A 16,450-nucleotide genomic window follows, 5' to 3' on the forward strand; every position below is an offset into this window, starting at 1 on the left:
CCTCCGCCCCTTCCTCTCCCTCGCCCTCCGCGTCGGAGACAACCGCCGCCCCCGCCGCCCCCGTTCGCGTCGGTGACGTCATCGCCAGCGCGCCCGCTCCGGGTGCCCCCGACGGTCTGCTGGCCGAGGTGACCGAGGTCGTCGGCGAGGCGCCGAGCGGCGGTACCGAGGTGGTCACCAAGTCCGCCGAACTCAGCTCCGTACTCGGTGAGAGCAAGGCCAAGGGCGAGGTCCCGGTGGACCCGGCGGCCATCGACGTCGATCCGCTCGTCGAGGGCGTGAAGGTCTCCTGGGCGAAGACCGGCGACCTCACCTTCGGCCCCGAGGGCGCCAGGCTCCCGCTGGGCAGCCTGCGCATCGACGTGGGCGCCGCCATCGCCACGGCCGAGGGCGCCCCCGCCTCGGCGTCGGCCTCCGTGCGGGGCTTCGTCCAGCTCGCACCCGAGGTCGCCTTCTCGTACGACGGTTCCGGGGGCGGGCGAGGCTCCGCGCCCGGCGGCGCGTTCCTCGGGCTGACCGGTGACTGGGCCTCGAAGTGGTCGCTGAAGGGCCGCGCGGCCGCGACCACCGCGACCGACGGCAAGCCCCTGCGCATCCCCTTCGCGAAACTCCACGCCGACCCCGTCATCCAGGCGGGCCCCATCCCGATCGTCGTCAACCTCGACCTGGTCTGCTATTTCCAGGTCGCCGCCGACGGCGAGGTGACCGTCGACGTCGAGCAGGACCTCAAGGGCGACTTCCGCGTCGGCGGCACCTTCTCCTGGAGCAAGGGCTGGACGCCGGTCAGCGAGTCCGCGATGACCGGCACACCGGTGGGCGTCAAGGTCACGGCGAGGGGCGACGTCAAGGCGTCCCTGGGCGCCGAGGCGTCGATCGGCCTGTACGGCACCGTAGGCGTCAGCGCCGACCTCGCCCCGTACCTGCGCGCGGAGGCCGCAGCCTCCGCGGAGGGCTCGAGCGACGGCACGGGCTCGGTGTCCGGCTCCTGGGCCCTGTACGGGGGAGTGGACCTGTCGGGCGCCCTGCAGATCCAGCTGACCATCTTCGGCACGCCGATCTTCCAGCACCGGATCCCGCTGGGGGAGCTGCACAAGGAGTGGCCGTTGGCGAAGGGGGAGGCGTCGGCGAGCACGCCACCGAAGGCACCGGCGACGCTGAAACCGGCGGCCTGACGTACGCCGGCCTACGACGACAGGGGTCCTTCCGTCCAGTACCGGACGGAAGGACCCTTCGGTCATGTACCCCTGGAATCAGCCGAGTTGCTGGCAATTCTGTTGCGGGAACGCCGGCTTCGTCGGTGGAATACCTCCATGACCCATGACGGCCCGGCGGACCATCTGGAGCAGAACCGACGCTTTTGGGATGAGGAGGCGGCCGCGTGGCACGAGCCGCTGGCCCGTGATCACTGGGCGCAGACGGAACCGTCCTGGGGATTGTGGGCCACCCCCGAGTCGCGGGCCCGCGTGCTGCCTGACGGCATCGACGGGATGCGGGCGATCGAGCTGGGCTGCGGTACCGCCTACGTTTCCGCCTGGCTGGCCAGATCGGGGGCGCACCCGGTCGGGGTCGACCTCTCGGAGAAACAGCTCGCCACTGCTCGCGCGATGCAGGCGGAGTTCGGCATCGACTTTCCCCTTGTCCTGGGCAACGCCGAGAAGGTGCCCTACGAGGACAACACGTTCGGCCTGGCGATCAGCGAATACGGAGCCTCGCTGTGGTGCGACCCGTACCAGTGGATCCCGGAGGCAGCCAGGCTTCTCGTTCCCGGCGGACGGCTGGTGTTCATGCGCTACTCACCGCTGTACGCGCTGTGCGTACCGTCCGAGGGACCGGCATCGACCACCCTCATCCGTGGTCAATTCGGCCTGACTCGGCTGCACGCGGGGAATCGTGTGGAGTTCGTCCTGCCGCACGGTGAGATGCTCCGTCTGCTGCGGGACTGCGGCTTCGTCGTGGAAGACCTTATGGAGATTCAGGCACCCGAGTCTCCGCACCAGGGTTACCCGGAAATCTCCACCGACTGGGCCCGGAAATGGCCGAGCGAGGAGATCTGGAAAGCCCGGCTGAAAGGCTGACGGCTCCGCGGACGCACACGGTGAAGGTCAACGCCCCGACCACTCAGACGCGCTGAGGCGCACGCATCCCGGCACGCACCTGTGCGGCCAGAGCGCGCACCGTCGGATCGGCCCGGCGTACCGACTGCCCAGGCGCCCCGGGCCCGCCCCGGCCGTCCTGGCTGCGGCACCCCCGGCAGAGTCCACCGGGCAACGCTTCCGGCCGCCCCGGCACCCCGCAGTCGGTGCACTCCATCAACAGGGGGCGCCGGGGGCCAGGAGCCACCGGGGCGGGCGGTACGACGGCCCGCTCGGGCGGCATCTTGTCGAGCAGCCGCCTGCGCACGAGGGCCCGGGGCGAGTGCACGGGTTCCGGAAGTCCGGCGACGAGTGCGTGGGCGAGGTGCTCGGGCGTCGCGCCCCGGTCCAGCCAGTCGGCGGCGAGTTGTTCCAGGGCCGCGCAGTCGTTGGCGGACAGGACGAGACGGGGCTCTCGCAGGCCGAGCTGGGCGAGGGTGTCGTACGCGACGGAGGGCCCCGAACTCCGCTCAGCACACGGGGAGTTGAGAGGAGCGGGCGATACGGCGCGGGAGGCTTCCGGGCGGCCTTCGCGGCCTTCTTCGGAGTCCGGGTCCTCCTGGACGTCAGCCTTCCTCTGCTTCTGTACGTCGGTCACGTCACCCTTGAGGAAGGTGGCCCACCATTCGTTGTCGCGTGCGGTCCGGGACCAGTACGTGTGAACGACCCACCGCGTGCCGCTCACGCCCTCACCGGGCGGCACACTCTGACGTACCCGGCGCAGATGCCCGGCCACACCGAGTTCGTTGAGCGTGGAGCGCACGGCGGCCTGGCCGTAGAGGGGCTGCGACTTGGCGATGGTCTTGGCATCCATGGCCGCGTTCTCGCAGAGCCGGTCGAGAAGGCTCGCGAGATAGGCGGCACGGGCGGGAAGGTGGCCGAAGTCGCCCTTGCGGGGCGGTGACTGGTCGGGCGCGGAGCGCTTGCCGTACCCGGGTTTGGCCATGGGATGGGCTGCGGGGGAGGGCAGGGCAGCGCTAGGGTTCTCACAAGCCACGAGATTCTTCTTTCTGCGAATGGTTTGGATCTTGAGGTGAGACCCCGGCGGGTGTTCCAGCATCCGACCGGGGTTGTTTCTTGTCTGGCGCGAACGCTAGACCGTCGCCACGGCGCGTCGCAAGCCGATCACAAAAAGTCACATTCGCTGGTATGGGCGCCAGTTGAGGCGCGCGCTCGGGCCGGGGGAGGGCGGGAGGGTGGGTTCAACTTCCCGCCCATTCCCTACAAAAGGGGCTCGGATCTCGGCGCCTGGAACTCGGGGCTCAGGCTTCGCCGGATTGCGGGTGCGAGCGTGCGACGCAGGGGGTTCGGGCATCGGCGGCACCCCTGAAACCCGGGTCCTGAACTCCGAGCTTCGGGGCCGACGGCTGCTGTGGGGTCAGACGGTCTGCTCGATCGCCTCGAAGATGTCGGCGTCGGTCTCCTGCTGCCACTCGGGGAGGTCGGGCCAGTCGGCCACGTAACCGGGCTTCGGGTTCTCGAAGTGCTTGTACATCTGGGCTGTCCAGCAGGTCGCGACGAACCGGCCCTTCTGCTCGCGACTCAGGCGTGCCGCGTGGCCGGCGCTCAACTCCAGGAACTGGCGCACCTGTTCGCACACGGCGGCTGCGGCTTCGCGCTCCCACTCCGGGGTGTCCTCCCACGGCGTCACGTAACCCGACTTGGGCTCACCCGGGAAGTGCTTGCGTACGCCCGCGATCCACGCCTCACGGAAGATCCTGCCGTCTGCCATGCGGTTTCTTGTCGTCATGCGGCACCCGCGAGGTCCGCGATCCGGTGGTCCAGGTCTGAGACTCGGGTATCCGGGTTGTGGGGGCAAGGGCGATACGGAGACGGTGCGAACGTCGACTCGAACACTGACACTCGGGCCCTGTACTCCGAGCCTCGAACTCAGTTCTGCTTCTCTCCGAGGGCTGTCCGCAGCCAGTCCAGACCCCGTCGCCAGTACCGCGTCGGCGAGTTCGTTGGCCGATTTTCGTGGTGAGCCGGCGGCGGCTGTTGTCGATCCAGCGCTGGGCGTTCTCGTAACCCTGGGCCTTGTACTCGATGGCCTGGATCATGCATTCCAGCTTGTCGGCGTCCCGGGCGCAGATCGCTTCGGGGGATTCCTTCTCCTCGTACTCGGCGACGAGTTCCCGAATGGCGGAGGCCAGGATCTCGGGCATGCCGGCGACCTGGTCGGCGGTGACGGCCTGTGGGTCCGCGCTGGGGGCGTACTTCTTGCCGAGGTGGTTGACGTCGCCGGTCCGGGTCTCCTGGGAGTCGTGCCATACGGCGAGGTAGGTGGCCCGTGCGGGGTCGGCGCCTTCGAGTTTCGCGATGATCGTCGCGAGGAGGACGGTGCGCCAGGAGTGCTCGGCGACGGACTCAGGGTCGCGTACGCCGGCCATCCACCAGCCGGTGCGCTTGGTCTGCTTCAGGGTTCCCGCCTCGTACAGGAAGCGCGCCACCGCGGACAGGTCTTCAGCCACCGTCGGTCTCCTCTCACGCCTCGGCGAGGCGGATCGCGTACCGGATGCCGACGAGTGTGGACGACGTTGCGGGCGCGCTGCCAGCGACGCCCTGGTTTCGTGGCGGATGGCGGCAGGAGCACGGCGGTCTGCGTGCGTGACTACGGTGAGTTGTATGAAACTCTCGCCGCTCGCTGCCCGGGAACGTTTTGTCGCGTCGCCTGTCGCCCGGCTGGCGACGGCCGACCCCCAAGGGGTGCCCCACGCGGTACCCGTGACCTTCGTCGTCCTGGGCGACACCCTGTACTTCGCCGTCGATCACAAGCCCAAAAGCACCTGGGATCTGCGGCGGTTGCGCAACATCCGGGAGAACCCGTCGGTGACCGTGCTGGTCGACCACTATGACGAGGACTGGTCCCGGTTGTGGTGGGCTCGTGCCGATGGTCGTGGGGAAGTCCTGGAGGACGGTGAGGAGCGGTACCGCGCGGTGGAGTCGCTGTGCGGCAAGTACGACCGGTATGGCCAGTACAAGGATTCCCCTCCCCAGGGTCCCGTGGTCGCTGTTCGCGTCGAGCGGTGGAGCGGCTGGGCTTTCGCATAGATAGAGCTTGTAGATAGAGCTTGCGGCCGCCCTGCGTTGCCGCGCACCGCGCCCTCCGCCGCGTGCCGCGTTCCGCCTCCCCCAGTCGTGACCGAGTCCGAGTTCGAGGGGCCGTAAGAGATTCGCCTCGGCCGTACATCTCCCGGTTGACGGACGAAATCATGGAGGTGCAGTGAAACGACGACGAACCGCGGTCGGCGGGCCCGCCGGGCATCAGGCTCTGGAGGTTCTGTACGCGGCTCACGCCGACCGGGTCCTGGGGTATCTGCGGCACCGTACGGACCGGGAGACGGCACAGGAGATCCTTTCGGAGACCTTCGTGCTGGCCTGGCGCAAGTCCGGGGCCGTCCCGGACGACGCCCTGCCGTGGCTGCTCGCCTCGGCCCGGCGTCTGCTCGCCAACCGCGTGCGGTCCGACCAGCGGCGCCGTGCGCTGACGGAGCGTATGTCCGCGCTGGCCGACCCGCCCCGGACGCAGGAGATCGGGGACGTCATAGGGACGCGCTCCGAGGTGGCCGCCGCTCTGTTGGAACTGTCCGAGCCGGACCGGGAGGTGCTTCTGCTGAGCGCCTGGTACGACCTGACGGCCCGACAGGCGTCCGTGGTCATGGGCTGCACCGCCGCCACCTTCGCCGTACGCCTGCATCGGGCACGTAAACGATTCGCGGCCGCCCTGGCACACGCGGACCGCACACAGCCCGGCCCCGGCACTCGCCCCCAACTCCACATCGCCCAGCGGGAGTCAGCATGAAGCACACCGTCATCAAACGGACCGTCACCAAGCAGCGGCGCGACCTCGACCTCGACCTCGCCGCAGTCCGGGCGGTACGTCCCGACAGTGACCGTCTCGACGGCTGGGCGGCGTCCGACGACGGTCGGGCCGTGCTGCGGGACATCCTGCGACGTACCGCCGAGCCGCACGCCCCCGCCGGTTCCGGCAGGCGCCGGCGCATGGTGCTGGTCGGCGGAGCCGTGGCCGTGCTGCTCGGCGGCGCCACCACCGCGGCCGTGGCGACGCTCGGGCCCTGGGGCGACGGGCGCAACGTCATGTGCGCGCGCACGCTGTCGGCCGAGGCCGACCTGAGCGACCTGCCGTTGAAGGTCAGGAAGGAGTTCGATCCGCACCAAGCGGCTCGTTCCTGCGCGGCGTCCTGGGACCACCTGTGGCAGGGCGTGGAACCGGGCGCCTCTAGGCCGGTCCGTTTCGCGGCCTGTTACTACCCGAAGGCCCAGCCCGACCGTGGCGCTGCCTCCGACTCCCCGGGGCGCGAGTCGCTCGGCGGGCCGGTGATCTACCCGGCGGACGGCTACCCGACGGAGACGGCGGCCTGCGCGGCCATCGGCTCCAAGCCTGTCGTGGGCGGTTGAGGACGACCGGGACTGTTCAGCTCGGCTGATTCCTGGGATGCCTGACTGTCGGTGGCTTTCCAGCGTCGGCATCGGCAGCGGTGGGCGACGGTACGGGGAAGGCGGACCTGGTGTCCGGTGGGGGCCGTACCGTCGTCGCCAAGGGGCGGACATGACGGGCTAAACGGTGGCATAGACGGCGGGCGAAACGGCGTCCGCCGGATCTGCCTGCGGAAACCTGGCCGAAATCTTTTTGTCTCAAACTCTTGCGCGTCGACTGGTCCGGGGCTAAGTATTCCTCCCACGAACCCGAATCAACACGAGTTGAAGGACTGCCGATGGTCACTCGCCGCGACGTAGCTCGCTTGGCAGGCACATCGGAGGCCCTGGTCAGTTACGTACTCAACGACGGCCCGCGCAAGGTCGCGCCTCACACCCGTGAGCGGATCCTCGCGGCCATCAAGCAGCTCGGCTACCGCCCCAACGTGGTGGCCCGGTCGCTGAAGACGTCGCGGACCATGACCTTCGGGCTTGTGGTGCCCGACAACTCCAACCCGTTCTTCGCCGAGCTGGCACGCGTGATCGAGGATGTCGGCTTCGCCTCCGGCTACACGATGCTGCTGGGTAACGCGATGGGGGACGACGCCCGAGAGGCGGCGTACATCCGGACACTGCTCGACCGGCAGGTCGACGGACTCATCGTGGTACCGGCGCACGGCCCGCACAGCTGGATCACCGAGTTGTCCGACCAGGCCGTGCCCCGACTCGTGCTCGACCGCGAGCTGGACCTGCCGGGTGCGACGCATGTCCTCACCGACAACGAGGGCGGCGGTTATCAGGCCACCACCCACCTGATCGGTCATGGAAGAGAGCGGATCGGCTGTATCGCCGGGCTCGAAGGCATTCACCCGACGGTCGACCGGGTCGCGGGCTGGCGCCGGGCTCTGGCCGACGCCGGACGGGATCCGGCAGACGCGCCTGTGACGCACGTGCCGTTCGGGCGGGCCGACGGTTACCGCGCCGGCCGGCGCATGCTCGCGGACGCGCAGCGCCCGGACGCCCTTTTCGTCGCCAGCGATGAGCAGGCGATCGGCGTGCTCCGGGCCGCCGCCGAACTCGGTCTGCGCGTTCCCGACGATGTGGCGGTCTGCGCTTTCGACGGTATCGATGGCAGCGAGTACACGGTGCCCGCGCTGACCACGATGCGTCAGCCCTTCGACGAGCTGGGCCGTTCGGCCGTCGAGTGGCTGCTGGCCAAGATCGCCGATCCGGCGCTGCCGGTGGAGCGGATCACGCATCCCACCACGCTTGTCGCACGCGGCTCCTGTGGCTGTCCCGATCCGACCGGGTTCGACTCGGAGTTCGGCGCCCGCTTATAACGGCTGAACCGCGTGGTGGGCATCCTTGACCGACTTCGACCGGACTTCGACCGGACTTCGACCGGACTTCGGGGTCCGGAACCCTCTGCGCGGTTCCCGTACGTCCGCGTCCGCACCTGCGCTGAACAGGCCTTTTCCCAGGCGCTTTCCCTGGTGCGATGCGATGACTGTCCGCGACTCGGTTGTCCACGGCTACCCGCCGGCTGGGCAACCCGACCCGCAGGGTGCCCAGGGCGACCCCTGAATGGTCGGCCCGGCAACCGGTCTGCGGCCTTCTTCCACTCGTGAGCCGGGGCGGCACGTCCCCCGACTGCCGCCTCCCGCCCGCCGACCCGGCACAACCTGTCCCGGCACAAGCTTCTCTGTCCCGGCACAAGCCTGCCCTGATGGATCACCCAATGACCCAAAGACCCCAAGACCCAATGACGCACTCTCGCACTCCCGCACTCCCGCACTCCCGCACTCCCGCACTCCCGCAATGACGCGATGAAAGGCACACCCATGTACAACACCCGCAGCACGCGCAGAGTCCGCTCCGCCACCGTCGTCGCCGCAGCCGCGACGAGCCTGCTGGTCCTGGTGACCGGCTGTGGCCGGGGCGACCAGAGCACCGGTAGCGGAAGCAAAGACGAGGCGCGTATCGCCATCGTCACCCGTGACTTCACCAACCCCTACTGGGCGGCGCTGCGCGACGGTGCGATCGCCGAGGGCAAGAAGCAGGGCGTCAAGGTGGAGGTCCAGGCCGGCGCGTCGGAGACCGACAGCACCGGGGAGAACGCCAAGCTCTCGACCCTGGCGGGGCAGAAGTACAACTGCTTCGGTGTGGTGCCGGTGAACGCCACCAACGTGATCACTCCGCTGGTCCCGGTGGCGCAGAAGAAGATCCCGATCCTCAACCTGGACACCCAGATCGATGCGGACGCCTCGAAGCAGGCCGGCGTCTCCTACGCGTCGTTCATCGGCTCGGACAACCTGTCCGCAGGGCAGCTGGCGGGGCAGGGGCTGCTGAAGCGCATGGGTGGCAAGGGCGAGGTGGCCATCCTTCAGGGCATCGCCGGAGAGCAGAACGGCATCAACCGTCAGAAGGGCTTCTCGCAGGAGGTGGCGGGCAAGCTGAACATCGTGGCCACCCAGCCGGCCGACTACGACCAGGCCAAGGCGCTGACGGTCACCGAGGGCATCCTCAAGGCGCACCCGAAGATCACCGGGATCTTCGCCGCCAACGACACCATGGGACTGGGCGCCGCGCAGGCGGTGCGCAACGCCGGGCTGACCGGGAAGGTGTCCATCATCTCGGTGGACGGCATCACCGCCGCGCTCGACGCGGTCAAGGCGGGCCAGCTCACCGGCACGATCTCGCAGTACCCGTACGCCGAGGGCCAGTTGGCCGTGCAGGCGTGCATCAACCTGGTCGCCCACAAGACCGTGCCCGCCCGGATCGTCGCGCCGATCGCGCTGATCGACTCGAGCAACGCGGCCAAGGCGATCAGCTCCTTCCCGCAGCCGTTCGTGCCCTTCGCCAACCCGCTGACCGGGAAGTGATCTGATCATGGCAGAGGCGCAGGCGCCGGCCCGGTTCGGCGCAAACCTCTCGGTCGAGGCGGCGGCACGGTTCGCCGCCCCGATCGGGCTGGGCGTGGTGTTCGTCGTTTTCTTCATCGCCACGCCCGACTTCCTCACCACGTCCAACATCAGTGACCTGTTGGTGTCCGCGTCGATCCTGCTGGTCCTCGCCATGGGGCAGCAGTTGGTCGTCACGGTGGCGGGCATCGACCTGTCGGTGGGGTCCAACCTGCCCTGGTCGGCGGCGGTGCTCGGGTACGCCTACACCCATGGCTGGGGGCTGGCCGTCTCGGTGTCGCTGGCACTGCTGGCAGGGCTGGCGGTGGGTGTGGTGAACGGCCTGCTGGTGGCCCGGCTGAACATGACCGACTTCATCGTCACGCTCGGCTCGCTGTCCGTGGTCAGCGGCCTCACCCTGCTGCTGACCAGCGGCAACACCGTCCCGGTGAACTCCGGGTTCCTGCGCGGTCTGGCGATCGACGGGATCGGCCCGATCCGCTGGTTCTGGGTGCTGGGCTTCCTGGTGGCCGCGCTGGTGGGCTTCGTGCTGTTCCGCACCCGTACCGGCACCTACCTGCTCTCGACCGGCGGCAACATCGACGCCGCACGCGGGGCGGGCATCCACGTCAACCGCATCCGGCTGATCGCCTACGCCAGCTCCGGGCTCGCCTGTGGGATCGCGGCCGTGCTGTTCGTGGCCCGTACCGGTGGCTCCGACCCCAGTCTGCAGACCGACCTGCTGCTCAGCTCCATCGCCGCGGTGGTGCTCGGAGGGTCCAGCCTGTTCGGCGGGAAGGCCTCCGTACTCGGCTCGGTAGCAGGAGCGTTGCTGCTGCAAAGTCTGATCAACGGTTTCACCCTGGTCGGCATCTCGCAGTACTACCAGCCCGTCGCGGTAGGTGCCGTGGTGCTCGGGGCGGCCTTCATCTCCCGGTTCCAGAAGTAGAGGCGAAAATGACGGACACTTCGGCCCGCGCCGCGGGCGAACCCTCCACCTCGGGCTCCACCTCGGGCTCGGCCGCCCCGACCGACCCGCCACTCGTCGAGATCACCGGGTTGCGCAAGTCCTTCGGCGCCGTGCACGCACTGCGCGGCGTGGACCTGACACTGGCTGTCGGCGAGGTCACCGCGCTGCTGGGCGACAACGGCGCGGGCAAGTCCACCCTGGTGCGCTGCCTGACCGGCGTACACCCGCCGGACGACGGCCAGATCCGGTTCCGTGGTGAGCCGATCTACCTCGGCTCACCGGACGACGCCCGGCAGTTGGGCATCGAGACCGTGTACCAGACCCTCGGGCTCATCGAGGACCTGTCGGTATGGCAGAACCTGTATCTGAACCGGGAGTTGACCAGCGGATTCGGTCCGTTCCGGGTGCTGGACAAGAAGTCCATGATCTCGGACAGCCGGGAGATCCTGTCCCGGCTGGATGTGAACGTGCCGAACGTCCGGGCCACGGTACGGCGGATGTCCGGCGGCCAGCGGCAGAGCATCGCCATCGCCAGGGCGGCCAACTGGGGCAAGACCCTGGTGATCATGGACGAGCCCACCGCCGCGCTGGGCGTACGGGAGACGGCGGCCGTCGAGGCGCTGATCCGACGGCTCCGGGACGCGGCGGTGACCGTGCTGCTCATCAGCCACGACATGGGCCAGGTGGCGCGGGTCGCGGACACCGCGTACGTGCTGCGCCGAGGGCAGACCGCGGCCCGGCGGACCGTCGCCGACACGACTGGCGATGAGCTGGTCGGGCTGATCACGGGGGCCGTCGAAGGTTCGGCGCATGAGTGAGCACCGCTCGCCGCTCGTCGTGGTGATCGGTTCGGTGAACATCGACCACGTCGTGGTCGCCGACGCCTTCCCGTCTCCCGGGCAGACCATCCTGGGCCGGACCGCGCAGGTCACCCTGGGTGGCAAGGGAGCGAACCAGGCGGTGGCGGCGGCCTCCGGCGGGGTGCGCACCGCGATGATCGCCCGGGTCGGCGACGACGCCGAGGCGGACACGGCGCGGGCGGGCCTGGCCGCGCGAGGGGTGGACGTACGCGGGGTGACCGCGGTGCCCGGCGCCGAGACCGGCACCGCGTGGATCACCGTGGCCGCCGGTGACAACTCCATCATCGTGGTCCCCGGCGCCAACTTCGCTTGGCAGTCCGAGGACGATCCCACCGGCGGCGCCGGTGCGGAGGCGGCGGTCGTGCTGGCCCAGCTGGAGATCCCGCTGGACGTGGTCCAGCGCGCGGCAGCCGCCTGCCGGGGACGGTTCCTGCTCAACGCCGCCCCGGCCGCCGAGCTGCCGGACGAGCTGATCTCCCGCTGCGACGTACTCATCGTGAACGAGCACGAGCAGGCGGTGGTCTCCGGGCGGACAGGCGCGGAGCCGGCGACAGAACCGGCCGCCGTACGGGAGGCGCACGCCGCACTGCGCGGCCGGGGCGCCAAGGCAGTGGTCACCACCCTGGGTGCGGCAGGCGTGATCGTCACCGATACCGACGGCACCACCACCGTGCTCCCTGCGATGCCCGCCGAGGTAGTGGACACCACCGGCGCCGGCGACGCGTTCACCGGGGTGTTCGCCGCCCGACTGGCCGCCGGGGACTCGATCCTGGCGGCCGCCCGGCTGGGCATCGCGGCCGGATCCCTGGCGGTACGGGTGGCTGGTGCCCAGCAGCACCACGTCGACCTGGAAACCCTGCGCGCCATGGCCGGCACAGCCCGCACGACCCGCACCACAGATACGGCCGACACCACACCTGCACCCGCTCCCACCGGCATCACGGATCCCACCGATCCCACCGGCGTCACAGGCATCGCAGGCATCACCGGAAAGGACTGAACCCGTGCAACGCAACGGCATCATCCACCACGAGCTGGCCGGCCTGATCGCCGGTCTCCGGCACACCGACACCTTCGTCATCAGCGACGCCGGGCTTCCCCTGCCGCCCGGTATGCCCGTCGTGGATCTCGGTTACCGGTACGGCCAGCCCTCGTTCGTGGACGTCACGGAAACCGTGCTCGCGCAGATCGTGGTCGAGCACAGCTGGGTGACCGACCAGGTCCGCGAGATCAATCCCACCGTCCACGCCGCACTGCGCTCGTTCGGGCTCGAGCCCGAACCCGTCGACCACGACGAGTTCAAGGCCCGGGTCCGGGACGCCAAGTTCGCCGTGCGCACCGGTGAGGACACGTTCTACGCCAACGTTCTCTGCCGCGCCGGCGTCCCGTTCACCCCGTGACCGGCTACGCGAAACCGTCCGGATGCCGTCAACACCTGCCTGGGGCACCTCGGGGAGGCTGACGACAACTGTGCTCCATTGGCAGCGCGTTGCCCCCGCGTTGGGCGCCGCGGGCACTCTTGCCGAGTCGGCCGAGGGCACACGGCACCGCGCCCGAGGTCGTCGACGGAGTCCCGCAAGGGCTTCGCTCAGCACTCGACCAACAGGGGACGGATCATGAAGAACAAGGGCAGTCGGACACTCACCCGGGCTCTGCCGGTCGCCGCCATGGCGTTCGCCGCGCTGATGACCACGGGCACGTCCGCTTCGGCCGCCGGGCTGGGGTGCAGCGGATACAGCTGTGACGGTCAGGATCCTGGTCCGGTCAGCTGGGACTCCGGTCCGACCACCGACGCGACGGCGACCGTCGACGGATACGCCACCGTGGAACTGCGCTCCGGCAAGAAGGACGCCAGATGGTACGGCTGGGCGAGAACGGCCACGCGCTACTACAAGTACGGCGTGTGGATCGACCGGTCCACGGACGGCGGCCGGACGTGGGACGGGACGCGCGGATACGAGCACCGTGACGGCGGCGACGCGTACACGCCCATGCAGTACTGGCCGGACGGTACTTGGCTGCGCGCGTGTGTGAACGTCGAGGGCATCGAGCTGAAGTGCACCCGCTGGGTCAGCTGACGCACCCCGGGCGGCGGCCCCGAGCGAGTTTGAGTTCCCGTGCTCGGGGCCGGCGCCCGGCGCCACGGACGTCCTACGGCAGCGCGGCCAGCCCCGCGCGGCTCTCCTCGACGTACTGCGCCATGTTGTGACGCAGCCCCAGTGCGAGGCACTGCTCCCAGCAACTCCGCGCGGCGTCCCACTCGCCGAAGTGGTGATGCGTCCGGGCCGTGAAGGCAAGGCAGTCGGCCGTGCCGGCGGGGTCGTTCATCTGCCGTCGGATGGACAGCGCCTCCGTCTGCGCCTTCAACGCGGCTTCTCGGCAGCCGAGTTGGCGGTGGATGTCGCCGAGCTTGGTCAGGCTGGTGGCCAGGAAGACCCCGTGCCGTTGCTCACGCAGCGCCTCGATGACCTTCTTGTAATGCGCAGCAGCCAGGGCGTGTTCGCCGCGCAGCTCCTGGACGTCCGCGAGCCGGCTCAGGGCCAGCGCCTCGCTGGCGGCGCTGCCGACGCTCCGGTACAGCTCGTGCGACCGCTCGGCGTGGGCGAGCCCCGGCTCGGCGTCCCCGACCTGGACGTACAGGGCCGAGATGTTGCCCAGGATGGAGGCCTGCGCGAGTTCGTCACCGGCGTCGGTGAAGAAGTCGAGCGCCGCGTGCAGGTGCTCCAGGCACTGTTCGTTGCGGAGCGCCATTCCATGGGCGACGGCGGTCCTGCGGTGGAGCCAGGCCCGCCCGAGTGTGTCGTCGTGCGCCACCGCGATGTCCATGGCCTGGCGCAGGCAGGCGTCCCACTCGCCGGTCCACCAGTGCGTGGTCGCGTACCCGAAGAGGCCGACGGCCAGGCGCCAGGCGATGTCGGAACGGCCGAGGGCCCCGGCCCGGGTGATGGCCTCGCGGATCGCGGGCAGTTCCCGCCTGGTCCATTCGAAGGCGGCCGCCTCGTCCGCGAACTCGGGGAGCGCCGGGTCCTCGGGGCCGTCGAGCGGTGGCGGGGACTGCGTCGCGTGGCTGGTCAGGGCACAGGCCGTGGTGACGGCCCGCGCGTACCAGGTGAGCAGCCTCAGGGTGGCTGTCTCCCGTTCCCGCGCGGTGACTTCCTCCGCCGCCCGCTGGGCCGCGTACTCGCCGAGGAGGTCGTGGAGCGCGTACTCGTCGGGCTCGGGGCTCTGTACGAGGTTCGCGTCGACCAGCAGTTCCAGCGCGGCTGCCGCCTCGTGGACCGTCGTGCCCAGCAGGGCGGCGGCCGAACGGGCGGTCACGGCATGGGGCTGCCACAGCCCCAGCAGCCGGAAGGCGCGGGCCGCCTCGCGTTCCTGGGCGTTGCCGCTCCCGTGCATCGCCAGGTAGCTCATGTCGAAGGTGTGCCGTACGGCGACCGCGCCCATGGTCAGGGCCTGGAGACGGCCCTGGTGCGGGGTGAGGCGCTCGGCCAGCATGGCCAGCGGCCACGACGGCCGGGAGGCGAGCCTGCCGCCGACGATCCGCAGGGCCAGGGGGAGGCCGCCGCAGGCGGTCAGTATGTCGGCCAGGGCCGTGGGCTCGTCCGTGATGCGGTCGGCTCCGCACAGCTTGGACAACAGGGTCAGCTGCTCGTCGCGGTCGAGCGGGTGCAGCGGCACCATGGCGACACCGGGCACCTCGGCCAGCAGGTGGCGGCTGGTGATCAGGGCCGCGCCGGGGCCGCCGGGCGGCAGGAGCGGGGTGATGTGGGTCGCGTCCCGCGCGTTGTCCAGGACCAGCAGGATGCGGCGGCCTTCGATCGCGGACCGGAAGAGGGCGGCGCGGTCGTCGGTGTTGTCGGGCAGTACGGCGGGGCGCACCCCGAGGTCGGCGAGGAGCCGGGCGAGCAGGTCGTGGGCGCTGCGAGCCGTTCCGCTGCTGAATCCCTGGAGGTCCGCGTAGAGCGTGCCGTCGGGGAACTGGTCACGGACCAGGCGCGCCACGTGGATGGCGAGGGCGGTCTTGCCGATGCCGCCCATGCCCGAGATGACGACGGGACGCAGGGCGGTGGCCGGCTGGTGACGGTCACCGTCGTCGGCCGAGGGCGCCATCGGCCGACGCAACAGGGCCTCGACCGTCGCCGTTTCGGCCTCACGTCCGGTGAAGTCCGCGACGATGGAGGGGAGTTGGTTCGGTGGCGGGGGCGCGGCGGCACCCTCCGGCCGCGGTTGCTCTTGCGGTTGTTCTTGTTCCTGCTCTTTCGCTTGTGCTTGCGGTTGTCGTGGGCGCGGCTTCGGTTCGGGGGAAGGGCTGTGGACGGGTGGGGCCGGGTCCGGGGCCTGTTTTTCCTCGAGCAGTTTCTGGTACGTCTGGCGGACGGCGGCGCCGGGTTCCGTACCGAGGTCGTCGACCAGCGACCGGCGTAGCGCGTGGAAGACCTCGAACGCGTCGGCCTGGCGTCCGCTGCGGTGCAGGGCGACCATGAGCTGGCGGTGGAGTGCCTCGCGCAGCGGGTTCTCGGCGGCCAGGGCGGCGAGTTCGGCGCAGATCTCGCGGTGGCGCCCGAGGTGGAGGTCGGCGTCGAAGGCCCACTCGCGGACCTGGAGGCGTACCTCGTCGAGCTGGTGGACGCGCAGGGACGGGGCCCGGGACTCGGAGAACGGAGCCAGGTCGGCGAAGGGCTCCCCGCGCCACAGGGCCAGCGCCGCCGCGCTCTCCTCGCGGACCCTGGGCCAGTCGCCCGCGTGGTGTGCGAGGCCTGCGGCGTGCGCCCGCGCCTCGAACACGTCGACGTCCAGTTCACCGTCCTGTACGAGGAGTTGGTAGCCCGGAGCCACGGTGCGCAGGCGGTTGTCCCCGGTTGCGGAAAGGATTCTGCGCAGCCGGGTCGCGTGGTTCGCGAAGGACGCCTCGACGCTGGACGGGGGCCGCTCGTCCCACATGGCCTCCTTGAGGGCGTCCTTGGACACCACCCGGTTGGCCTGGAGAAGCAGGGCGGCCAGCAGTACGCGTACCTTGAGCCCCGCGACCGGCGCCAGTGCCGTCCCGTCGTGCACCACGAGCGGTCCGAGCAACCCGAATTTCAGCATCGCGCTCCCCCGAGCATCAACGGTCGCATCCGCGTGGCAGAGGAACCGACTGGCGGACATCGT

At 70.1% G+C, this 16,450-nt stretch carries 15 protein-coding genes and 1 pseudogene; 12 read left to right on the top strand and 4 right to left on the bottom strand.

The window, feature by feature from the left end:
* Both ADL01_RS09860 and ADL01_RS09865 read left to right on the top strand, forming a co-directional pair.
* Positions 1–1,172 (top strand): hypothetical protein (locus ADL01_RS09860; RefSeq protein ID WP_053741546.1); only part of this gene is annotated, 1,172 nt, incomplete at its 5' end.
* An 87-nt stretch (positions 1,173–1,259) separates the two neighbouring features.
* Complete coding sequence (locus ADL01_RS09865; protein WP_234354573.1) at positions 1,260–2,075, top strand: class I SAM-dependent methyltransferase; 816 nt, start codon at positions 1,260–1,262, stop codon at positions 2,073–2,075.
* A gap of 43 nt (positions 2,076–2,118) precedes the next feature.
* On the opposite strand, the gene ADL01_RS09870 is transcribed toward ADL01_RS09865, so the two are convergent.
* From ADL01_RS09870 to ADL01_RS09880, 3 genes and pseudogenes are all read right to left on the bottom strand, one after another.
* A complete protein-coding gene (locus tag ADL01_RS09870; protein ID WP_053741548.1) occupies positions 2,119–3,078 on the bottom strand; it encodes a hypothetical protein in 960 nt (319 codons plus the stop codon).
* A gap of 432 nt (positions 3,079–3,510) precedes the next feature.
* Positions 3,511–3,864 carry a hypothetical protein gene (locus tag ADL01_RS09875; RefSeq protein ID WP_053741549.1) on the bottom strand — a complete coding sequence of 118 codons (354 nt, stop codon included), beginning with the start codon at positions 3,862–3,864 and terminating at the stop codon, positions 3,511–3,513.
* 158 nt (positions 3,865–4,022) lie between these two features.
* Positions 4,023–4,603: pseudogene (locus ADL01_RS09880) on the bottom strand (HD domain-containing protein).
* 154 nt (positions 4,604–4,757) lie between these two features.
* Here ADL01_RS09880 and ADL01_RS09885 point away from each other — a divergent pair.
* From ADL01_RS09885 to ADL01_RS09930, 10 genes are all read left to right on the top strand, one after another.
* A complete protein-coding gene (locus ADL01_RS09885; protein ID WP_053741550.1) occupies positions 4,758–5,183 on the top strand; it encodes a TIGR03668 family PPOX class F420-dependent oxidoreductase in 426 nt (141 codons plus the stop codon).
* Positions 5,184–5,355: 172 nt separating this feature from the next.
* On the top strand, positions 5,356–5,934 hold the full coding sequence (locus ADL01_RS09890) for an RNA polymerase sigma factor (protein WP_053741551.1): 579 nt from the start codon (positions 5,356–5,358) through the stop codon (positions 5,932–5,934).
* Positions 5,931–6,551 carry a hypothetical protein gene (locus ADL01_RS09895; protein WP_234354575.1) on the top strand — a complete coding sequence of 207 codons (621 nt, stop codon included), beginning with the start codon at positions 5,931–5,933 and terminating at the stop codon, positions 6,549–6,551. The genes ADL01_RS09890 and ADL01_RS09895 overlap by 4 nt, the downstream gene beginning before the upstream one ends.
* A 317-nt stretch (positions 6,552–6,868) precedes the next feature.
* Positions 6,869–7,909 (top strand): LacI family DNA-binding transcriptional regulator, encoded by a 1,041-nt coding sequence (locus ADL01_RS09900; RefSeq protein ID WP_053741552.1) that lies wholly within the window; start codon positions 6,869–6,871, stop codon positions 7,907–7,909.
* 486 nt (positions 7,910–8,395) lie between these two features.
* A complete protein-coding gene (locus tag ADL01_RS09905) occupies positions 8,396–9,451 on the top strand; it encodes a substrate-binding domain-containing protein (protein ID WP_234354577.1) in 1,056 nt (351 codons plus the stop codon).
* A gap of 7 nt (positions 9,452–9,458) precedes the next feature.
* Positions 9,459–10,418 (top strand): ABC transporter permease, encoded by a 960-nt coding sequence (locus ADL01_RS09910; protein WP_053741553.1) that lies wholly within the window; start codon positions 9,459–9,461, stop codon positions 10,416–10,418.
* Positions 10,419–10,426: 8 nt separating this feature from the next.
* Positions 10,427–11,257, top strand: coding sequence for an ATP-binding cassette domain-containing protein (locus tag ADL01_RS09915; RefSeq protein ID WP_078960419.1), 831 nt, complete (start codon positions 10,427–10,429; stop codon positions 11,255–11,257).
* Entirely contained in the window at positions 11,250–12,299 is a 1,050-nt protein-coding gene (locus ADL01_RS09920; RefSeq protein ID WP_078960420.1) for a ribokinase, read from the top strand. Before ADL01_RS09915 ends, ADL01_RS09920 begins: the two co-directional genes overlap by 8 nt.
* A gap of 4 nt (positions 12,300–12,303) precedes the next feature.
* Positions 12,304–12,699, top strand: a complete 396-nt coding sequence (rbsD, locus tag ADL01_RS09925; RefSeq protein WP_053741554.1) for a D-ribose pyranase — start codon at positions 12,304–12,306, stop codon at positions 12,697–12,699.
* Between the two features lie 216 nt (positions 12,700–12,915).
* Positions 12,916–13,377, top strand: a complete 462-nt coding sequence (locus tag ADL01_RS09930; protein WP_053741555.1) for a hypothetical protein — start codon at positions 12,916–12,918, stop codon at positions 13,375–13,377.
* A gap of 73 nt (positions 13,378–13,450) precedes the next feature.
* On the opposite strand, the gene ADL01_RS09935 is transcribed toward ADL01_RS09930, so the two are convergent.
* Positions 13,451–16,387, bottom strand: coding sequence for an AfsR/SARP family transcriptional regulator (locus ADL01_RS09935; protein WP_053741556.1), 2,937 nt, complete (start codon positions 16,385–16,387; stop codon positions 13,451–13,453).
* Between the last annotated feature and the right edge of the window lie 63 nt (positions 16,388–16,450).

The sequence above is a fragment of the Streptomyces sp. NRRL WC-3618 genome (assembly GCF_001280005.1).
GTDB lineage: Bacteria > Actinomycetota > Actinomycetes > Streptomycetales > Streptomycetaceae > Streptomyces.

Coding starts and splice junctions, on each gene's coding strand:
- ADL01_RS09870 (WP_053741548.1), bottom strand. CDS start 3,078: ATGGCCAAACCCGGGTACGGCAAGCGCTCCGCGCCCGACCAGTCACCG.
- ADL01_RS09875 (WP_053741549.1), bottom strand. CDS start 3,864: ATGGCAGACGGCAGGATCTTCCGTGAGGCGTGGATCGCGGGCGTACGC.
- ADL01_RS09885 (WP_053741550.1), top strand. CDS start 4,758: ATGAAACTCTCGCCGCTCGCTGCCCGGGAACGTTTTGTCGCGTCGCCT.
- ADL01_RS09895 (WP_234354575.1), top strand. CDS start 5,931: ATGAAGCACACCGTCATCAAACGGACCGTCACCAAGCAGCGGCGCGAC.
- ADL01_RS09900 (WP_053741552.1), top strand. CDS start 6,869: ATGGTCACTCGCCGCGACGTAGCTCGCTTGGCAGGCACATCGGAGGCC.
- ADL01_RS09905 (WP_234354577.1), top strand. CDS start 8,396: ATGAAAGGCACACCCATGTACAACACCCGCAGCACGCGCAGAGTCCGC.
- ADL01_RS09910 (WP_053741553.1), top strand. CDS start 9,459: ATGGCAGAGGCGCAGGCGCCGGCCCGGTTCGGCGCAAACCTCTCGGTC.
- ADL01_RS09915 (WP_078960419.1), top strand. CDS start 10,427: ATGACGGACACTTCGGCCCGCGCCGCGGGCGAACCCTCCACCTCGGGC.
- ADL01_RS09920 (WP_078960420.1), top strand. CDS start 11,250: ATGAGTGAGCACCGCTCGCCGCTCGTCGTGGTGATCGGTTCGGTGAAC.
- ADL01_RS09930 (WP_053741555.1), top strand. CDS start 12,916: ATGAAGAACAAGGGCAGTCGGACACTCACCCGGGCTCTGCCGGTCGCC.
- ADL01_RS09935 (WP_053741556.1), bottom strand. CDS start 16,387: ATGCTGAAATTCGGGTTGCTCGGACCGCTCGTGGTGCACGACGGGACG.